The organism is Allofournierella massiliensis (assembly GCF_964241245.1).
Taxonomy (GTDB): domain Bacteria; phylum Bacillota; class Clostridia; order Oscillospirales; family Ruminococcaceae; genus Allofournierella; species Allofournierella massiliensis.
On the sequence record NZ_CAXSWZ010000017.1, the window covers coordinates 1 to 17,853 of the forward strand.

The following is a 17,853-nucleotide window of genomic DNA, read 5'->3' on the forward strand; positions in this document are numbered from 1 at the left end:
GCATTTTGTTTGAATGTGGTATTGGGGAGCCGGACCGCACCAATAAAGTCGCAGCGGGCGGCGATATAGCGACGCACCTCTTCGCTCTTTTTGTCCAATGTTCCGCTGGTGGTAATAAAGGCAATGAGGCCGCCGTTTCGTACCTTATCAATGGTTTTGGCCAGAAAATAATCATGGATGCGGAAATGGAGTTTGTCATACGCGCGGTCGCTGACAGAGAAATCTCCGAAGGGGACGTTGCCGATTGCACAATCGAAAAAGCTATCAGGCAAATTCGCTTTTTCAAAACCGGTAACTTGAATTTTTGCTTTCTGATACAGCTGTTTGGCAATTCGTCCGGTTAGATCGTCCAGCTCTACACCATACAATTTTGCGCTGTGCCGGTCGAAACTATTGGGTTTGTGTGCAAAAAAAGCACCGGTTCCCATGCTGGGTTCCAGAATATTGCCGCCCGTAACACCCATGCGCTCCAATGCACGATACATGCAGTGGATAACCTCAGGAGGGGTATAGAAGGCGGTCAGAGTGCTGCTGCGGGCAGACTGATATTCTGGCTCAGTGAGCAGGCTTTGCAGTTCTGTGTATTCCTGTGTCCAGTTGGATTTTTGAGGGTCAAAGGCATCTGCCAGACCACCCCAACCACAATATTTTGCCAGTATCGTTTGTTCCTCGCTGTTGGCAGGATCGCCGCCTTGTGCTACCCGCTCTTCAATTCCTTTCAGGGTTCGGATCGCGGCTACGTTAGCGGCGTACTTTTCTTTCGGTGAGCCGGGCAGTTGCGGTCGATATGGGGCAACATAGTTGATGGGCTCATAGATACGAGGCTCGGACAATGCCTTGGCATCCGCTATGACCTGCTCCACAAAAGGCGAATCCGATTCAGAGGGAGAGGATTCCATGTGCCCAGGAGCCGAAGGTTCGCCCTGTGTTACATCGTCCGGGGGAGCCAATAAATGTGCATTGCGCCGGTCCAGTGCCAGAAGTCGGGCAAATTCCTCACGGGAGATTCCGCGACTGAACAAAGGCATGGACTGATCCTGCAAATGAATATCGTGACGCCCGATATCTTGTATGAGAAATGGACTTCCATCTTCAAGATATACAATATCTCCGATCTCACAGGTGCGAACTTCTTCTGGGTTGGGGGGCGAAGTGGGATGATCGGAGTCAGCAGCGGGTCCTATGTCAGGGGAGTCCTGCATTTCTTGCTGGCTAAGCCATTGTATATACTGATTTTGTTCATCTGGGGTGAGGTAGCGGTTCTCCTGCACGAACTGTCCCAACCGCTGTGCCATCTCATTCCAGCTGAAATGGCGTTTCAGTCGCTGTTCACTGTTTTGCCATTGGATTTCAAATCCTTTGCTGTCATAGGAAAGCCAACCGTGGATGCCATCGGCAAAGTACCAGGAACGCCCGCCGATTCCATATTCTTTTTTCAGCCATGTGGCAGAATCTTTTATGGCAGGGGGGACTGGTTGAGAAAAATGCTGTTGAATTCGCATTTTCCCATGTTCAAAGCCGCTGCCATCGCACATGGCCCGGAAGATTTCGGCATCGGTTATCTTGCTTGCGCTGAGATCTTCCGTAGGAGCAGGGAGCGGAGAAAAGCTGGGTGGTATTTCTGCCTTTTCCATGAGGAAGGTTTGCTGTTCTGTATCGGGAAGCTCCAGATCCTGTACGATTTCCTCGGAAACATATCCTCGCCCGGTGCTTTCGGGCATAGAAAAAGCGGAGGGTGAAATTTCACTCTCCGCTGGTGTGGGTGTATCTGTTACAGGGTGTGCAGCATCGGAAGAACCATTTCCTCCGCCTGTGCTTTCAGCTGGTTCATCCACTGTGTCCAGGTTACCGGATCGGTCTTCCGATTCGGTGCGCTGCTCTGAGCGGACAACTGCTGCATGGTCGCTTGCACCTGCTGGCGCGCGGCGTTGTCCATCTCGATCAGATGCGGGTACAACGTTCCCTGCAAGGTCATCAGATCGAAGGTTGCCGGTGCGTTCTGTTCCAGAAAGTCCCTGCGAATCATCCCGTACTTGCCCAGCGGCTGTGTCGGCTGGTTGCCCAGGGTTAGATTGGGGATCAGAAATCCGTTGATGTTCGTGTATTGGAAGTCCATTTGTATTTGCCTCCTTTGCGCTGTATGACTGGTTTTCTTTGACGGCTCTATTATGCGCGTCTTTTGACTCTCTTGCAACGCTGTCGATTTCTCGTACAATCTGGCCAATCTCTGCAAACAGGGGACGTGCAACCTGATTTACGGCACTGCCCAGCATGGTGGCCGATGCAATGGTATCAAAATCTTCGATGTCCAGAAAATCATCGGGAGAATCGTTTTCGTCTATCATCATCCATTTCCCTCACAATGCAGGGCATGGTGTCCAGCCCCGCGAGTGTGCAGCCCCGATGCCGCCGATGGCCGGACACCAGTTCATATCCGCCTTCCGGGCGAGGGCGCACGATGGCAGGGGTCAGTACGCCATGATCTTTGATGCTGTCCACCATCTTCTCCATCTCTTCATCGTCACGAATCTGAAAGGGATGGTCTTTGAAGGGAAACAGTTCTGACAACTGAAGATTCTGTACTTTTTCGAGCTTTGCGTCCTGTCGGTCCGATTCGGAACTAAACAGATTATCGAGTGAGGGCAGATGGATGTTCTGCCCGTACATTTTTTCGTTCACCCTGTGTGACCTCCTTTGCCAACGATTGATATGCCCTGCTGGCAGCGCCATTGGGGTCATAGCTCAGTTGGCTGCGCCCGGTGGCTGCACTCTCAGCGGTTTTGGTGCTGATGGGAATTTCAGACCCATAGATTTTGATCTGATGGCCATAGGCCCGGCGCAGGGCGGCACTCACATCGCGGGAAAGATTGGTGCGCCTGTCCACCATGGTGATTACAATACCATCCAGTTCCAGACGGGGATTGATTCGCCGCCGCACCTGCTGAATGCTTTTTACCAGAGAAATTAGGCCCTTCATGGCGAAGTGCTGCGCCTGTACAGGTACCAGAACCTTGTCGGAAGCAACCAGTGAGGAAACCGTGAGAATCCCCAAGCTGGGCATACAGTCGATCAGGCAGTAGTCGTATTTATCTTGAAACGGCTCCAGTGCCTGTTCCAGTACTCGTTCGTGGGCCATTACATTTACCAGCCGCACCTCCATATCGGACAGTTCGATGTCCGAGGGAATGTAATCGACGCCTTCTTCGTGATGGCGCACCGCATTGGTGATGGGGCGGTCGTTGATGACATCATCCATCATGGTGCTGAGTGTGCCGTTTCCGGATTCCATGTCATAGCAGCCAAGATAGCAGCTCAGATCACCCTGCGGGTCGGCGTCCACCAACAAAACTTTGTAGCCTTGCTGTGCAAGAGCCACACCCAGATTCACAGCGGTGGTGGTTTTTCCCACACCGCCCTTTTGATTGGCAATGGCAATGGTTTTCATGGGCTTTCTCCTTTATCTCAAAGTGTCATCCAGACTGCGCACCAAATTGTCCAATCCAGTGCAAAGCCCCATACGGAAAGCTGTTTTGGTGCTTTCGTCGGTGTTCTGATGGAAACGGCGGATGAACCGAGGTGCTTTCATGCCAAGGATGTGGAAGTAGGTGGGAACCATCTGGAGGCAGTCCCGGTCATTGCTGTAATAGTTCAGAAGATATATGGCGACACCAATTGCACGGGGGTCTGCTTCAGGGTGCAGGACAGGAAGCTGAAGCAGCCCTTGCGTGAGATGTTCGGCACACTGAATGCCTTGGTAATAAGCTTTGGTCACATAACTTTGTTTCTGATTCATAGTTGTAATTTCCTTTGTATGAAGTAGGTTTATCGAATGGGTGTGCAGGGTAACTGCTGTTTTTGAAGAAGGAGTTGTTCGTTGTAGTCTTTTCCAATCTGGGGCGGGCAGTCAGTTACCCGATACCCTTTTTCAGACAAAGATACGAACAGACGGCTTGAAAAGGCTCTTCCTCGTTCGTCATTGTCTAGGCAAAGCTGGATGTGTCGAATCTGCGGATGAGTTTCCAAAAAGTACTCTACCGCCTGGAAATTCAAACCGCCCAAAGACAGGTAGAACTGACTGCGCCAGGGTATTTTCCGTTGATGCTGCATCAGGCAAGCGCCGGACAGAGCATCGATAGGAGCCTCGAAAATCGCTACAGTAGTACAATTGTCATGTTCGGCAGGAATCAGAAAACCGTATTTTTTCTGACTGCCGGGAGTATCACACCGCCAGCTGCCTTCACATCCCCGCAGAAAAGCGGCCCGTGGAATTCCGTCGGCATCCAGACCCAGAAACACGCAGTTTGTATGACGGCCATAGGTTGTCTGGTAGAGAATACCTGCATCGATGCAAAATTGGAAAACCTTGCGGCTGATTCCACGGCGGAAGAGATAACGCTGTACGGTTTTGCAATCCGGGGCCGGTGGGGGAAGCTGAAAGGGCACAGGTGATTTTGCAGGCATCAGAAAAGCAGGTGAAAGAGGAATGCGAAAAGGCTCCATCTGGTTTAAATGGAGAACAGCGCCCACAAAATCCATCTGCTCCACCTTGAGAAGATAATCCAACGCGCTCCGTCCACCCAGATCTTTGCTGAACCAGTGAAAGAGGCCGTTGTCGCTGATCACAAGACTGCTGTGGGTTTGGGTACGAAAATCATGGGGGCTGATTTTGACCAGTTCCTGGGGCATGTAGATTTGAAAATACTCCAGGACACTGATTTGGCGAGCGGCTTCGATTTGGGCTTTGCTGACTCCGCGCATGAACTACCTCCCTATAGAAAAATGGGCAAAACAAAGCGCCGCCTTCAAAACCATAGGTTTCAAAAGCGGCGCTCTTCGAGGAGTCCCGGTTTGGGACAGTACCAGTATAACCTTTTTTCATTTGCATGTCATCCGCGTGGACCTGCCATTTTTGTGCCATCCCTTATGCCATGGGATTTACATCAAAAATAGCTGAAAATTAGAAACTTTAGTCGGGGACATTCCGGGTAAATAGTTGGTCAATTTTTAAAATGCTTTTTGAGAATTGAAAAAGATTTGAATTTTTGTGATAAGTTTTAAAGAAAACTTGAAAAAAACAAAGAAATTTGAAACATGAAATGGAGACTGCGTTGACAAGTTTTAAAACCTTGAATAAAATGAAAATGAGAAGGGAGGAATGTTCATGCTGGCAGAAGAGCTTTTAGAACTCGTGAACACAACGATACGACAAAAGGCGGAAAGCCAGACTGTGGAGGTGAAAGCTGCGCATGTAGATTGTCCCAAACGTCTGTATGATACCTTGTCCAGCTTTTCCAACCAGGACAGCGGAGGAGTCCTTCTGTTCGGTCTGGATGAAAAGCAGAATTTCAAGGTGGTGGGCGTTTATGACCTTCAGGACCTGCAGAAAAAGGTGACAGAGCAGTGTAACCAGATGGAACCGCAGGTGCGAGCAGTCTTTACCATTGCAGAGGTAGATGGGTTGCCGGTGTGTTCGGCAGAAATACCCGCTATCGATCTATCCGAACGGCCCTGCTATTATAAGGGTGCAGGGCGGATGAGAGGCTCGTATATCCGGGTGGGCGATGCAGATCTGCTCATGACGGACTACGAATTATACAGCTATGAAGCCTTCCGCAAACACCTGCACGATGATGAGCGCCCCATTCAGCGAGCCAGTCTTTCCGCACTGAATCAGGATGCTGTTCAGCGGTACTTGTTGGAGCGGCGAGTGGAACGGCCTGGATTTGGACGTTTGGACGAGGCACAGCAGGAAGAAATGCTAAACATCACCCGAGAGGGAGTTCCCACATTGGCAGCGGTACTCAACTTTGGAATCTACCCGCAAGGATATCTTCCGCAGCTTGGAATCACTGCCATTGTGGTGCCGGGCAAAGAGATTGGAGAGACAGCCCAAGAGGATTCCGCCCGTTTTCTGGACAATAAACGGATTGAGGGAACCATCGCAGAGATGGTGGAGGAAGCGCTCGCTTTCTGTAAACGAAACATGAAAGTCCGTACCATTATTGATCCTCAGACGGGACGACGTACCGATCAGACCGAATATCCGATTAATGCATTGAGGGAAGCTATTCTGAATGCGCTGATTCATCGGGATTACAGCAGCTATACTGAGGGAACTCCAGTTCAGCTGGATTTCTTTGCAGACAGACTGGAAATCCACAGCCCGGGCGGTTTATATGGTCGAACCACGGTGGAGCAGCTGGGACGATCTCGGCCCGATCTGCGAAATCCGGCACTGGCGGTGATGGCGGAGATTTTGACCGATGCCGAAAACCGCTATTCCGGTATCCCCACCATACGGCAGGCAATGGCGGCCTGTGGTTTGCCTGAACCTGTGTTTGAAAATCGGCGCGGAGAGTTTGTGGTAACACTCTATAATGGCATGGATGCGGCGGAGACGAGTACTGCCAGCACGCAGCCGGACCTGATTTCCTTTTGCAGTGTCCCGCGAACCCGACAGGAAATTGCCGAGTTCTTGGGGATCAAGACACCTTCCTATGCTATCCGTCAGTACGTTATGCCTCTGTTGGAAGAAGGGAAACTGAAGATGACGATACCGGATCGTCCGGGTAGTCCGAAACAGACGTATTACAGAGCCTAGCAAGTTTGTTTTCAGGGAATCAACGAAGCCAGAGAATGAATTTTTGAAATTATTGTTACGGCACAAGAGAAAAAGCATAGCTCAAGGGGAGGCTCCCTTGAAGCTATGCTTTTTATGTTTTGAGGGGAAGAAAAAGGTCAGCTTGCCTATATACTTCAGAGTGTTCGTCTCACAAGTTGTCCAGCAATGTCAAAAGCTCAAGCCATGAATCCATTTCTCTGGAGGGGGTTGCCCATAAGCGGATGGCCAGAATGTTGATGGCCTGCTGGCGAAGCCGGTAGTAATGGCGTGAGGAAATGTAAAGTCGGTAGAGCAGATCGGCATGACTCAGCTTTTCCGGGGCAAGATAGGTCTGGTAGATCAGCTCATACATTTTCGGACCGTTGTCTGGCTTTTTCTTCAGTACAGTGAGCGCTTCATTGACCCGATCCAGAAGCAGGCGGGATTTCTTTATGCTTTCCAGTCGGCTCTCCAGCTTTTGATTGCCCAGGCTCATCTCCACATCCATCTTTCCGAGCAGAGAATCCAGGTCGCCCAGCGGATGATCCAGTTCCTCGGCGACAGTATCGGGAAAACACTCCAGTGCCCAGGCGATGTTTCGGTACTGCTCCAGCAGAAGTTGGGTGTTGTGGTACATCCTGCGCTGTTTTTCCTGCTGGGCCTGCCGGATGCGGGGATCTTTGATCTGATTGTTTGCAAGAATTCCCCGCTGGGTCAACAGCTGGATGACTGCATCGGATTTGTCCGGGATTGGTTGCCCTTTTTGTTGATTTACAGTCTGCTCGGTGGTTTGTTGCTTTTTCATGAATTTGCTCCTTTTTATCCTGGCTGCGGCTGGGGTGCTGAGGATTTCCGGGTTGCTCTGCATTTCCGGCTGTAATGTTACACACACCGCAGTCATAAACACAATTCTTACAATTCCAACACAGAGAAAAATACGCGCGTTTAATAAGAGTGAAAACTGCAACGCGGCCAAATTCTGTGGGTATGGTGGCCGGAAGTTCCGGCAGTTTCAGTTTGCGGCTGAACCACAAGACCAACTTGCACAGGCGGGTATTATCCGAGCCGGCAACAGGGGTGCCTGCGCTCAGATTTCGGATTTTGGTGAGAATGCAGTCGATTTCCGCCTGTTTGGGACGCAGAATCTCCTGGCCCGTTGGGTACTGGCAATGAAAGATCAGGCAACCAAACGAGCCGGGGAGACGGTGCAGGGCGAAAACAGAAGAGTGCTTTTGAAAGAATCGCCACACCTTTGTTTTTTCCCAGCCCCAGCGTTCGCCCAGCTTTTCCAGCGTCAGTACAGCGTTGTACGAGTCCAGCTGAATGGTGGGGGCCAAAAAAGAAAATGCGTTGCGTGGATCGTTCCAGGTGGTATGACACCACAGATCCAACAACGCATCTGCTTCTTCAAAGCGATAATTCAGATGGACAAGCCTCTGGGGTATGCTTCGGGGGATACACACAAATCCGTAACCGGTTGTGGCGTACACGGCCCCGGTTTCGCATTCCTGGCCGGAGCAACGGACCACCCAGTCCGTAATCCGATACTCCAGGCATTTGGTTTGGGCATCCAGCGAGTAGGTGAGGTAGCCCAGCTGTTGCAGCTTGTCCATGATTTGCAGGGCCAGCATACGGCTTCGTACACCAAGAATGCTTTTCAGCCCTACCATGCCGCCAGACCACATGCCGGGTGCGACCTCGTTTTTGTATCCGCAGTAGAAGGCTGTGCCTTTCCGGAATGCTGCCCGGGCAGCAAGTTTGGCCCAATAACCCAGTACCCCCTTGCCTTGGGGCAGCTGGTTTCTGGGCAGTTTAACCCACTGGTATTTGAGCAGACACTTCACGGACGAACTCCTCCTGACTGTTTTGTTGAAGAGAAAATGAAAAGCCAATCCCGACATGCGGAACCGGCTTGGGTGAGGAAATATTAAAATGGTACGCTAGCCATAATATGCTTTTTATAAGCATATAAAAGGTGCAACAACCGCCTGAAACGTTCACATCCAGGGGCGCTTACACCGGCGTTACATCAAAGCGGGGAAAAGTTATGAGTGCGGATATGGTTTTCATAAAATGTGAAATAGAAAGATTAATTGCGGCACAAAGAATCGTAATCTGGCAAGAAAATGCCATGGTTTGTAGCTGCTTTTTATTGTTCTGTCAGAGCTGCCTAATGAGGTCGTTTTACGCTCCCTATAGATACAGACCTACACAGGCAGCCATCAAGAACCCCCGGAAGTAATCCGATCGGGCTCATGCAGCTGACGCTGCACTTTGAGGACGCCCATGCGTTCCAGAAAGCGCGCAATTGCGTGGTAAAGCCCAGTCGATGGCATGACATCGAGCTGGAAGTATACCTGTAATACGCCAATCCCCCTGCCGCTGACAAACAGCGCAGGGGGATTTTTTCTGTCCATTTTTCACAAGGCTTAGGGGCCACGGCCCGTATTTTCAAAAATGTACCCACTTTGCGGTGTACATTTTCGGGCCCATTTCCCCCTTTGCAACCTATCATTTTTGCAGATATAAGGAGCCGTGTTACAGATGAACGAAACCACACAAAATACCTCCGATTCTCAGGTGGTGACCATGCTGGATGCCGGAGCGCTGGTGCCTTTTCAAAACCAGCCGTTCCGGGTCGCCACCGGCGAAGAAATGGACCAGCTGAAGGAAAGCATTCAGGAATACGGGGTGCTTTCTCCCCTGCTGGCCCGTCCGCTGCCGAACGGAAGCTACGAGATCGTGAGCGGCCATCGCCGCAAAGCTGCCTGCGAGGCGCTGGGCATCACCCGACTGCCGGTGCTGGTGCGCCCGATGACCGACGATGAAGCGATCATCCTTCTGGTGGACAGCAACATCCAGCGGGAACATATTATGCCCAGTGAAAAAGCCTTTGCGTACAAAATGAAAATGGAGGCGATAAAGCATCAGGGCCAGAGTTTGGCAAATTCGACTTGTGGACAAGTTGGCCACAAGTCGCGTGATACGCTTTCCAAAACAGAAAGCGGTCGAACCGTCCAGCGTTACATCCGTCTGACCTGTCTCATTCCCTCTATTCTTCAGATGGTGGACGAAGGCCGAATCGCCTTCAATCCGGCGGTGGAAATCTCTTATCTCACCGAGGAAGATCAGCAACTTTTGAAAGACGAAATGGATGCCTGCCAGGCTACGCCCTCTCTCACCCAGTCCCGCACCCTCAAGCAGATGAGTCAGGCCGGAACCCTGACGAGAGAATACCTGCACCATTTGCTCACCGAGGAAAAGCCCAATCAGCGGCAGAAGTTCTTTCTGAATCAGGAGGATGTGAAGAAGTTCTTCCCGCCCAACTACACACCGGAACAGATGCACAATACCATCCTGCTTCTGCTGCGTAACTGGCAGCACAAACGAGGCTACAACAAAAATCAACCAGAGCGATAACGGAGGTCTTACCATGCAATACACAAACGTCAACGGCTATCTGTTGCCCAATCTGCTGTCCACCGATACGGTCCGTCCCATTGGCCGCTACGGCGAGATGCGCCGTCAGTTTCTGGAGAACCATCACCTCGATCTGCTGGATCAGTTGCTGCTGGAGGACCGGCTCAACCGCCACTTGTCCCAGGTGGACGAAGAGGCCCGGCAGGCAGTACAGGAATGCGTGGCCCGAATGGCCCGCCAGCAACAGGTGGACGAAGCTCTCAAGCGCGCAAATCCCATGGAGTGGGTGCGCCGGATGAACCTGATCCGGGACGCTGCGGAGCAGGCGATTCTGCCGGAATTTCTCTATCCGGAAGCTCTGGAATGACCGGACAGAAAAACGCCTGTCCACAGGGGGAACGAGCACTGGCTTTGTATAGCTTTTTGGAAGCCATACGCCGCCGCAGAGCCTAGCTCTGCACAGGGGGAAATCCCCCTGTAACCCCCGATCAACCCAACAACGCAACAACACAAAAGGATCGGGCCAGACCGCCCGGTCCTTTTTCATTAGCAAAGGAGAAAACACATGCTGAACCGAACCATCCAGCTGAATATCCGCGTGACCCAGGAAGAAAAACAGCGGTTTGAGCAGGCCGCTAAAGCCTGCGGATTGTCCCTGTCCCGCTATGTGCGGATGCGGTTGAGCGGGCGAGTACCCCAGCCCACTCCGCCGGTGGAATACCAGCAGATTCTCGCCCGCCTCACCGAGCTTTACCAGCGGGAGAATACCCCACAGGTGCAGGCAGAACTGCTGAATACCCTGTTGGCCATCCAGGCCACTACCCTGCCCAGAAAGGAGACCTGACCTGTGGCCGTGACCAAAATCTGGCCGGTGAGGGGCCGTCTGGACTCCCTCATCCGCTACGCCGAAAACGAAGAGAAAACCCGAATGCCGGACCTGACGGGACTGGCTCCGGCAAAGGACGATCTGACCGAGGTGCTCCAGTACGCAGCCAACCATTCCAAAACAACACAAGATCACCAGCTGTTTGTGAGCGGAGTGAACTGCCTGCCCGAGATCGCCCGCCAGCAGATGGAGCTGACCAAACGGCAGTTTGGGGACACCGCAGGCATCGTTGCATTCCATGCCTACCAGAGCTTTCCGCCTGGAGAAGTCACCCCGGAAGAATGCCATGCCATCGGGGTGGAGCTGGCCCGCAGGCTCTGGGGCGACCGATTTCAGGTGCTGGTTGCCACCCACCTGAATACCGATTGCTGCCATAACCATTTCGTGCTGAACTCCGTCTCCTTTGTGGACGGCAAACGGTACAACGATTGCCGGAAAACCTATCGGGCGCTGCAAAAGGCGTCGGATACGCTCTGCCGGGAATATGGGCTTTCGGTGGTGGAAGACCCCTCCCGCCACCGCACACCCCGGAATCTCTTTCAGGCGGAAAAGGCGGGCGAACCCACACGTTACAACGTGATGCGGCAGGACATCGACCGGGCAGTCCTTGAATGCAACCATTTCCAAGAGCTGCCCACCCGCTTGAGGAAAATGGGCTATGAGGTGAATTTCAGCCCGAACCGCAAGTACGCCACCATTAAAATGCCCGGTGACGCACATGCCGTTCGCTTCAAAACTCTGGGCGAATGGTACACGGAAGAGGTCCTCTTTGACCGTGTCTGCGAAAACACTGTGTATTCTTCCCTTTTTACGCGGCAGGAACGGTACCGCAGGTGCTATCCTCCAGTTCATCCCCACGATCGGTGGAAACAGGAGGAGTTCAAAAAGGCCCTGCTCAAAACGCTGGGCATCTATCGTACCTATTTGTACTATTGCTATCTGCTGGGCAGATTGCCCGAGAAGATCCCCAACCATCGCCCGCCCCATCCGGCCATGCGGGAGGACCTGCGCCACTGGGAGCAGATCGAAGCCCAGCTGCATCTGCTGGAGCGATATTCGCTGCAAACCCGGGAGGAAGTGGAGCAATTCATCACGCAGAAAACCGAGGAGCTGCAAACTCTGGAGGCCCGGCGCACCCACTGCCGCAACCGGCTGCGCCGTTGCCGCGATCAGGCAGAATGCGCTAACTTGCATACCGAGAAAGACCAGCTCACCGAAAAAATCTGTGCGGTACGCAAAGAGCTGCGCACCGCACAAAAAATCCCGCCCCGGGCAGACCGGATGCGGGAGAGAATTGAATTGTTGAACACCCAGGAGCAGCAACGTACAGTTTATCGGGAAGAACGATAACACAGAAAAAGGGCAAAAGGCTGTGAAAACAAGCGAAGATGAATTTACCGTAGCAGAATGCCAGCATTAAGGCATTGATTGGAGAACGGTCGTCTTAGGGAAACGTGCGGCTGGAAGCGAGTTCATGTATGAGCGCCTTTTAAGCAATTGCAAAAGACGTTCCCCCTTGTCGATAAATGGTGTAAAAACACAAAAACCGCATGTTTTTATTAAGACAAGTATTGTGTAAGCGATTTACATTAAATAAACTTGACATAAGGGAATGTGTGTGATACAATAGATACAACAAATAAAAAGCCCCACATCCTGACGCTGGGTAAGGACATGGGGCCTGGCATCTTGCGATGCTCTTTCGCAAAAACAGTATAACGTAAGATGCCGTATTTGTCAATAAACTCAAAGGAGAACTTGTTTATGATTTATATCGATGCGGTACATTACGAAACTGATGCACACGGATATGAAGTGATTTCCGAGCTGAAGTGGGCAAACACTTTGACGGAACGAGGGGTTAATGTTTGGACAAAGGCGAAGATGATTTCCTTTGTTGAAAGAAACCCTGGTTGCACCAAGACCAAGTACTATAATGCGTTTTGGGGATGGCGCGAAGGTGAGGATGTCAGAGTAGTTGCTGACGCCTACCTCCGAACGGATTCCAATAATATTAAGGCGGACAACCTCGGCGAACTTCCGAGGTTCTAATGAAAAGGCCAACGAAGCCCAGCCTTCGTTGGCCTTTTTTGAAGGTGATTTTATGAAAAAGAGATTGAAGGATGTAGCGGAAATTCGTTTGTGCTTAACGCAAAAGGCAACATCGGATGAAGTGCATAAAGCGCTAACTCCAATTAAGTTGCTCGAGAACAATGTTGTGGATGGGTTCGTTTTAGACAGCAGGGTACGAGCTGATGATGCCACCAAAATTTGCGTTGGCGACATTATCATAAAAAGGATCTGTCCTTCATTTGTCAACTATATTGACAGAATTGAGGATGATGTCTATGCTGCAGGCAATCTAATCATCATTACAGCAAAAACAGTTGATCCGAAATATCTCGCCTATATTCTGAACACAGAAATTCCTAAAATCACGCAATCGCTATCTGGTTCAAAAATTCCTTCAGTTGGTAGAGGCGATTTGGAGGAAATCCAGATTCCGATTCTGCCAATAAAAAAGCAGAAAGCGATGGGTGATTTTTGGCACAAAAGCATAGAGCTTTATAAGTTAAAAAGAAAACTGAATGAGCTAGAACTAACCCAAGCAAAGGGTGCTTTAGAGCAAGTAATAAACGGAGGAAAATGAAATGGCAATCAAGAAAACAACTTTTGAAGATATCAAAAATGCATTGTGGGCAGGTGCAAATACTTTCAGAGATAACATTGATGCATCAAACTATAAAGACTATGTGTTGTCCATGTTGTTTGTGAAATACTTGAGCGACACCTTTGATGAGAGTGTTGAAAATCTGAAAAAAGAGTATGAAGGCATCCGACTTGAAAGACAGATTGCCAACCTCCCCTTTGTTTTGAAGGAAGAGTACACCTTTAATTATTTGCTAAAAAACAAATATGCCGTTGATATTGGCTCTAAAATCAGTGAAGCATTGACTGGCATCGAAAGCTCGAATGCAATTCTTTCTGGAATTTTCAGAGGCATTGATTTTAACAGCGAAAACAACTTGGGAAAAAAGGAACAGAAAAACCCCCTTTTGCGAAACTTGCTTGACGATTTTGCAGATCTGGATTTAAGACCGAGCCACATTGAAACAAAAGACAATGAGGTTCCGGCTGATGTTGTTGGCGATGCTTACGAATATATGATTGGCGAATTCGCAACTATGGCAGGCAAAAAGGCAGGTAGTTTCTTCACCCCTCAGCAAGTCTCAGAAGTAATGGCACAAATCGTTGCCCCCCAGGAAAAGGATCGAGTCTATGATCCCACCTGCGGATCTGGATCTTTGCTGATTCGAGCGGCAAAAAAAGGTGGGTTGGATAAGGTTTCTATTTATGGTCAGGAAGTAAACAATTCGGCTATTTCTATGGCCAGAATGAACATGTTCATTCACGATATTAAGGATGCACACATTGCCTGGGGTGATACCCTTGCAAATCCACAGCATCTTGACGGCGATGGAAATTTGATGAAATTTGAATGTATCGTTGCTAATATGCCGTTCAGCAAGGACAAATGGGCGGAAGGTTTTAATCCTGGTGGAGAAGTTTCCGTTGACGAAGATGAAACTCAATCTAAAACGAATAAAAAAGGCAAGAAAAAAGAATTCAAGATGGAACCGTCTCTCGATCGCTTCCATCGATTCGATATGGGTGTTCCTCCTGCCAGCAAAGGCGACTGGGCTTTCCTGCTGCATATGATTCATAGTATGAGCGGAAATGGAAGAGTAGCCGCTGTTGCTCCCCATGGTGTCTTGTTCAGAGGTGCATCGGAAGGGAAAATTCGCCAGGCAGTCATTGAAAAGAACCTGATCGACGCTGTTATCGGATTGCCGGAAAATCTATTCTATGGCACATCCATTCCGGCCTGCATCGTAGTATTTAAACGTGGCCGTACTACAACAGATGTTCTTTTTGTGGATGCTTCTAAAGGATTTAAAAAAGAAAAGGCCAAGAATAAACTTCGCGATGGCACCAACGGTGAGCCTAATGATATCAAAAAAATTGTTGACACCTATAAGGCTTTTACGAATGGCGAAAATGCAGAACAGGATAAATATAGTCATGTTGCATCTCGTAGTGAGATTGAGGAAAACGAATACAATTTAAATATCCCTCGCTATGTTGACACTTTTGAGGAAGAGGAATTGATTGATCTTGAAAGTGTTAATAAGGAAATTGCCGACATCAAGGGACAAATTGCTGCCCTTGAAAAAGAAATGGAGCAATGCATGAAGGAGCTCGGATTATGAATGATCTTGTGAATTATAGCGAAAAGACATTTGAAGATATCAAGCATACCACCGAATATGGCGAGGAATTTTGGTATGCACGAGAACTGCAGTTTGCGTTAGAATATTCTGAATGGCGTAATTTTAACAAGGTTATTGAAAAAGCTAAGACTGCGTGTGGAACCAGTGGGATTGATACGCAGGACCATTTTGTTGATGTCAACAAAATGGTCGAGATCGGTTCTGGCGCAGGGCGTAAAATCGATGATATCATGCTTTCTCGCTATGCGTGTTATCTAATTGTAATGAACAGCGATCCTAAAAAAGAAGTTATTGCCGTAGGTCAGACCTATTTTGCTGTTAAAACAAGGCAGCAGGAAATGATTGATGATTTTGACCGGCTCACAGAGGAACAGCGCCGCTTAGCAATCCGCAATGAGATGATTAAGCATAATAAGCTGTTAGCGGATGCTGCAAATAAAGCAGGTGTAGTTGAGTCTTTGGAATATGCCATATTCCAAAATTATGGCTATAAGGGCCTTTATGGCGGAATGGATATGAAGGCGATCCATAAACATAAGGGCCTGAAAAAGAGCCAGAAAATTCTCGATTACATGGGAAGTACGGAGCTTGCTGCAAATTTGTTCCGTGCAACGCAGACTGAGGAAAAACTTCGCAGAGAAAACATTCAAGGCAAGGAGAATGCCAACAAAACACACTATGAAGTTGGCGCAAAGGTGCGTAAAACCATCAAAGAGCTGGGTGGCACAATGCCGGAAGATTTGCCAACTCCCGAAAAAAGCATCAAACAGATTGAACGTGAAATGGAAAAGAAAAAGCTGAAGTAAGTAACATTATAATTGATATGAATGATATTAATCTATCAGGACTTCATGCTGCCTGGAGCAATAGTGTTTGTCAGGCAGCTGAAATATCTGCTACGATGAACAGTGTAGTAGAGTATAACAGAAAAAAGGACGAGGCGCTTTTTGAAACTGCTGAGGCAAGCCGAGCACAGAAGGAATTACTTGAGCGGCAGCTGGAAGAAGTAAAAGAGCAGAATAGCCTTTTGAAAGAGAATAATGCTGCGTTAAAGGAAAACTACTCTACCCTCAAAGAGCTCTATGAAATGGCCAAAGCAGAGGCAGAGAGCAGCGCAAAAGAAGCAAAGCAAAACAAGATTTTCGGATGGGTTTCATTTGCTATCGGTACCATTATCGGAATTGCCGGAATTGTGATTGGAATCATCGTTTAGGAGGTCGGCGTATGACCGAAGAAATACAGAAAAGGATTGAAGCCATCAAAGCTGGAAAAGTTCCTGACGGCTATAAAAAAACTGTTGTAGGAATTGTTCCGAATGAATGGCACGAAAAATGCTTATCAGACCTGTTGAAATTTCAGAATGGAGTCAATGCAGAAAAAGAAAAATTCAACAGCGGTGTCAAAATGATCAGTGTTATGGACATTCTGGACGAGTGTCCTATCGTCTATGATGCAATCAGAGGACAGGTAGATATAGACGAAAAAGCACTAAACAATTATAGCGTAACCTACGGAGATATTCTTTTTCAAAGAAGTTCCGAAACCGTGGAAGATGCCGGAAAATCAAATGTTTATTTGGATCGGGACAAAACCGCAACATATAGCGGTTTCGTCATCAGAGGAAAGAAAATTGCAGACTATGATCCCGTTTATCTGAATGAACTTCTAAAAATCCTTGGCGTTCGTCGGCAGATTATCAAGTACGCAGCCGGATCTCAGCACATTAATGTAAGCCAGGATTCCCTTGCAAGAGTGAGTGTTTGTCTCGCAAGAGAGGAAGAACAAGAACGCATTGTAAAAATCCTATTGAAATGGAATAAAGCCATTGAGTTGCAGGGACAACTGATTGCAAGGCTGGAATTGCAGAAGAAAGCGTTGGTTCAAAGATTACTTGCGCCTACAAAGGGTTGGAAAGCATGGTCTTTAAGAGAAATCATTCGTGAAGAAATTATCAGAACAAAAATAAATAATCAATACCCAGTGATATCTTCAACCAAACAAGGACTTTATTTGCAAAGCGAATATTTCGATAAACAGGTTGCGTCACAAGATAATACAGGCTACAAAGTGCTGAAAATTAATCGAATAGTATTGAGTCCTCAAAATCTTTGGCTAGGCAACATAAATTTTAATGACGTGTATGAAATGGGAATCGTATCACCTTCATATAAGATTTTTAGGGTTGAAAAAGAATTTAATCCAGTTGTGGTTGCTGAACTGATGAAAACTCCGAGGATGCTTTATAATTACGCATTGTCTTCTGAACAGGGAGCGAGTATTGTTAGACGAAATCTAAATATGGATTTGTTTCAGGAAATTACTGTTTGTTTACCAGATCGAAAAACTCAAGATCTAATAGCAGAAAAAATAAAAGTATTTACTCGGTGTCACAGTCTTGAAACAAAAAAGCTTGAAATTTTAAAGCAACAGCAAAAAGCAATACAGCAGTTACTGTTAACTGGAATTGTGAGAGTGTAAGGAGGAATCTATTGTGGCTAAGAACAAGCCTTATGGTGATAATGCTCGTATGGGGGCAGTGAAAAATAGAACACAGATTCAGAACTCGATAATCTGATTGTGGGTAAAAGGGACAGTGACACTGAAAGATTTATGGATGTCAAAACCTCTTCGAATAAGCCTTTTAAGGGCGTAAC

The 17,853-nt window shown here is 48.6% G+C and carries 20 protein-coding genes; 12 read left to right on the forward strand and 8 right to left on the reverse strand.

Annotation, left to right across the window (positions count from 1 at the left end; genetic code table 11):
* From ACESYO_RS10010 to ACESYO_RS10035, 6 genes are all read right to left on the reverse strand, one after another.
* On the reverse strand, positions 1 to 1,835 hold a 1,835-nt coding region (locus ACESYO_RS10010), incomplete at its 3' end, for an N-6 DNA methylase (protein ID WP_373211262.1).
* Positions 1,772 to 2,116: a TnpV protein gene (locus tag ACESYO_RS10015; protein ID WP_294454119.1), complete on the reverse strand. Its 345-nt coding sequence runs from the start codon at positions 2,114 to 2,116 to the stop codon at positions 1,772 to 1,774. The genes ACESYO_RS10015 and ACESYO_RS10010, both read right to left, overlap by 64 nt.
* 200 nt (positions 2,117 to 2,316) lie before the next feature.
* A complete protein-coding gene (locus tag ACESYO_RS10020; protein ID WP_443984190.1) occupies positions 2,317 to 2,679 on the reverse strand; it encodes a ParB N-terminal domain-containing protein in 363 nt (120 codons plus the stop codon).
* Positions 2,630 to 3,445 carry a ParA family protein gene (locus tag ACESYO_RS10025; protein ID WP_373209912.1) on the reverse strand — a complete coding sequence of 272 codons (816 nt, stop codon included), beginning with the start codon at positions 3,443 to 3,445 and terminating at the stop codon, positions 2,630 to 2,632. The genes ACESYO_RS10020 and ACESYO_RS10025 overlap by 50 nt, the downstream gene beginning before the upstream one ends.
* A 12-nt stretch (positions 3,446 to 3,457) precedes the next feature.
* Positions 3,458 to 3,793, reverse strand: a complete 336-nt coding sequence (locus ACESYO_RS10030) for a hypothetical protein (RefSeq protein ID WP_373209913.1) — start codon at positions 3,791 to 3,793, stop codon at positions 3,458 to 3,460.
* 29 nt (positions 3,794 to 3,822) lie between these two features.
* Positions 3,823 to 4,758, reverse strand: a complete 936-nt coding sequence (locus tag ACESYO_RS10035; RefSeq protein ID WP_373209914.1) for a toprim domain-containing protein — start codon at positions 4,756 to 4,758, stop codon at positions 3,823 to 3,825.
* A gap of 403 nt (positions 4,759 to 5,161) precedes the next feature.
* Here ACESYO_RS10035 and ACESYO_RS10040 point away from each other — a divergent pair, with 403 nt between their 5' ends.
* Complete coding sequence (locus tag ACESYO_RS10040) at positions 5,162 to 6,601, forward strand: ATP-binding protein (protein WP_373209915.1); 1,440 nt, start codon at positions 5,162 to 5,164, stop codon at positions 6,599 to 6,601.
* A 169-nt stretch (positions 6,602 to 6,770) separates the two neighbouring features.
* On the opposite strand, the gene ACESYO_RS10045 is transcribed toward ACESYO_RS10040, so the two are convergent.
* Positions 6,771 to 7,406: a hypothetical protein gene (locus ACESYO_RS10045; protein WP_373209916.1), complete on the reverse strand. Its 636-nt coding sequence runs from the start codon at positions 7,404 to 7,406 to the stop codon at positions 6,771 to 6,773.
* On the opposite strand from ACESYO_RS10045, the gene ACESYO_RS10050 reads away from it, so the two are divergent.
* Positions 7,405 to 8,532, forward strand: a complete 1,128-nt coding sequence (locus ACESYO_RS10050) for a hypothetical protein (RefSeq protein WP_373209917.1) — start codon at positions 7,405 to 7,407, stop codon at positions 8,530 to 8,532. The genes ACESYO_RS10045 and ACESYO_RS10050 overlap by 2 nt on opposite strands.
* A gap of 291 nt (positions 8,533 to 8,823) precedes the next feature.
* Here ACESYO_RS10050 and ACESYO_RS10055 read toward each other — a convergent pair whose 3' ends face one another.
* Positions 8,824 to 9,018: a hypothetical protein gene (locus tag ACESYO_RS10055; protein ID WP_373211264.1), complete on the reverse strand. Its 195-nt coding sequence runs from the start codon at positions 9,016 to 9,018 to the stop codon at positions 8,824 to 8,826.
* 127 nt (positions 9,019 to 9,145) lie between these two features.
* Between ACESYO_RS10055 and ACESYO_RS10060 the strand changes: the two genes are divergently transcribed.
* The 10 genes from ACESYO_RS10060 to ACESYO_RS10105 all read left to right on the forward strand — a co-directional run bounded on the left by ACESYO_RS10060 (position 9,146) and on the right by ACESYO_RS10105 (position 17,677).
* Entirely contained in the window at positions 9,146 to 10,021 is an 876-nt protein-coding gene (locus tag ACESYO_RS10060) for a ParB/RepB/Spo0J family partition protein (RefSeq protein WP_373209918.1), read from the forward strand.
* A 13-nt stretch (positions 10,022 to 10,034) separates the two neighbouring features.
* Positions 10,035 to 10,388 carry a TnpV protein gene (locus ACESYO_RS10065; protein WP_373209919.1) on the forward strand — a complete coding sequence of 118 codons (354 nt, stop codon included), beginning with the start codon at positions 10,035 to 10,037 and terminating at the stop codon, positions 10,386 to 10,388.
* 198 nt (positions 10,389 to 10,586) lie between these two features.
* Complete coding sequence (locus ACESYO_RS10070) at positions 10,587 to 10,865, forward strand: plasmid mobilization protein (RefSeq protein ID WP_373209920.1); 279 nt, start codon at positions 10,587 to 10,589, stop codon at positions 10,863 to 10,865.
* A 3-nt stretch (positions 10,866 to 10,868) separates the two neighbouring features.
* Positions 10,869 to 12,257, forward strand: coding sequence for a relaxase/mobilization nuclease domain-containing protein (locus tag ACESYO_RS10075; RefSeq protein ID WP_373209921.1), 1,389 nt, complete (start codon positions 10,869 to 10,871; stop codon positions 12,255 to 12,257).
* Positions 12,258 to 12,671: 414 nt separating this feature from the next.
* A complete protein-coding gene (locus ACESYO_RS10080) occupies positions 12,672 to 12,959 on the forward strand; it encodes a DUF3892 domain-containing protein (RefSeq protein WP_373209922.1) in 288 nt (95 codons plus the stop codon).
* 52 nt (positions 12,960 to 13,011) lie between these two features.
* Complete coding sequence (locus ACESYO_RS10085; protein ID WP_373209923.1) at positions 13,012 to 13,557, forward strand: restriction endonuclease subunit S; 546 nt, start codon at positions 13,012 to 13,014, stop codon at positions 13,555 to 13,557.
* Position 13,558: 1 nt separating this feature from the next.
* A complete protein-coding gene (locus ACESYO_RS10090) occupies positions 13,559 to 15,178 on the forward strand; it encodes a type I restriction-modification system subunit M (protein WP_373209924.1) in 1,620 nt (539 codons plus the stop codon).
* On the forward strand, positions 15,175 to 16,005 hold the full coding sequence (gene dinD / locus ACESYO_RS10095) for a DNA damage-inducible protein D (RefSeq protein WP_373209925.1): 831 nt from the start codon (positions 15,175 to 15,177) through the stop codon (positions 16,003 to 16,005). Before ACESYO_RS10090 ends, dinD begins: the two co-directional genes overlap by 4 nt.
* 17 nt (positions 16,006 to 16,022) lie before the next feature.
* Positions 16,023 to 16,412: a hypothetical protein gene (locus ACESYO_RS10100; RefSeq protein ID WP_373209926.1), complete on the forward strand. Its 390-nt coding sequence runs from the start codon at positions 16,023 to 16,025 to the stop codon at positions 16,410 to 16,412.
* Positions 16,413 to 16,423: 11 nt separating this feature from the next.
* The gene (locus ACESYO_RS10105; protein ID WP_373209927.1) at positions 16,424 to 17,677 is read left to right on the forward strand and encodes a restriction endonuclease subunit S; all 1,254 of its coding nucleotides are present in this window, start codon (positions 16,424 to 16,426) and stop codon (positions 17,675 to 17,677) included.
* The last annotated feature ends 176 nt before the right edge of the window (positions 17,678 to 17,853 follow it).

Coding starts and splice junctions, on each gene's coding strand:
- ACESYO_RS10025 (WP_373209912.1), bottom strand. CDS start 3,445: ATGAAAACCATTGCCATTGCCAATCAAAAGGGCGGTGTGGGAAAAACC.
- ACESYO_RS10090 (WP_373209924.1), top strand. CDS start 13,559: ATGGCAATCAAGAAAACAACTTTTGAAGATATCAAAAATGCATTGTGG.
- ACESYO_RS10060 (WP_373209918.1), top strand. CDS start 9,146: ATGAACGAAACCACACAAAATACCTCCGATTCTCAGGTGGTGACCATG.
- ACESYO_RS10085 (WP_373209923.1), top strand. CDS start 13,012: ATGAAAAAGAGATTGAAGGATGTAGCGGAAATTCGTTTGTGCTTAACG.
- ACESYO_RS10070 (WP_373209920.1), top strand. CDS start 10,587: ATGCTGAACCGAACCATCCAGCTGAATATCCGCGTGACCCAGGAAGAA.
- dinD (WP_373209925.1), top strand. CDS start 15,175: ATGAATGATCTTGTGAATTATAGCGAAAAGACATTTGAAGATATCAAG.
- ACESYO_RS10030 (WP_373209913.1), bottom strand. CDS start 3,793: ATGAATCAGAAACAAAGTTATGTGACCAAAGCTTATTACCAAGGCATT.
- ACESYO_RS10080 (WP_373209922.1), top strand. CDS start 12,672: ATGATTTATATCGATGCGGTACATTACGAAACTGATGCACACGGATAT.
- ACESYO_RS10050 (WP_373209917.1), top strand. CDS start 7,405: ATGAATTTGCTCCTTTTTATCCTGGCTGCGGCTGGGGTGCTGAGGATT.
- ACESYO_RS10065 (WP_373209919.1), top strand. CDS start 10,035: ATGCAATACACAAACGTCAACGGCTATCTGTTGCCCAATCTGCTGTCC.
- ACESYO_RS10105 (WP_373209927.1), top strand. CDS start 16,424: ATGACCGAAGAAATACAGAAAAGGATTGAAGCCATCAAAGCTGGAAAA.
- ACESYO_RS10055 (WP_373211264.1), bottom strand. CDS start 9,018: ATGGACAGAAAAAATCCCCCTGCGCTGTTTGTCAGCGGCAGGGGGATT.
- ACESYO_RS10100 (WP_373209926.1), top strand. CDS start 16,023: ATGAATGATATTAATCTATCAGGACTTCATGCTGCCTGGAGCAATAGT.
- ACESYO_RS10015 (WP_294454119.1), bottom strand. CDS start 2,116: ATGGACTTCCAATACACGAACATCAACGGATTTCTGATCCCCAATCTA.
- ACESYO_RS10040 (WP_373209915.1), top strand. CDS start 5,162: ATGCTGGCAGAAGAGCTTTTAGAACTCGTGAACACAACGATACGACAA.
- ACESYO_RS10045 (WP_373209916.1), bottom strand. CDS start 7,406: ATGAAAAAGCAACAAACCACCGAGCAGACTGTAAATCAACAAAAAGGG.
- ACESYO_RS10035 (WP_373209914.1), bottom strand. CDS start 4,758: ATGCGCGGAGTCAGCAAAGCCCAAATCGAAGCCGCTCGCCAAATCAGT.